The organism is Pseudomonas sp. OTU5201 (assembly GCF_038440135.1).
GTDB lineage: Bacteria > Pseudomonadota > Gammaproteobacteria > Pseudomonadales > Pseudomonadaceae > Metapseudomonas > Metapseudomonas resinovorans.
On sequence record NZ_JASATC010000118.1, the window covers coordinates 1 to 285 of the forward strand.

General features: G+C 65.3%; 1 pseudogene. It reads right to left on the reverse strand.

The features are described 5' to 3' along the window. Positions 1–285, reverse strand: a pseudogene (locus tag AAHM40_RS27105) (glycine dehydrogenase (aminomethyl-transferring)); the annotation flags it as partial.

Genomic DNA, 285 nt, shown 5'->3' on the forward strand with positions numbered 1-285 from the left:
TAGGGCGTTGGCGGCGTGGAAGCGCTCTACCAGCTCGCGGTAGTCGAAGAGGTCTCCATTGGCGGCCGGGTACTGCAGGAGCGCGCCGAAGTAGGCGCCGGCGTCGCTGATCTCGCGCTCGTCACCGATCACCACTTCGATGCCCAGGGGCTCGGCGCGGGTGATCAGTACGTCGAGGGTTTGCGGGTGGCAGTGCTTGGAGGCAAAGAAGGTGTTGCTGCCCTTGTTCTTCGACAGGCGCTTGCAGAAGGTCATGGCCTCGGCGGCAGCGGTGCCTTCGTCCAG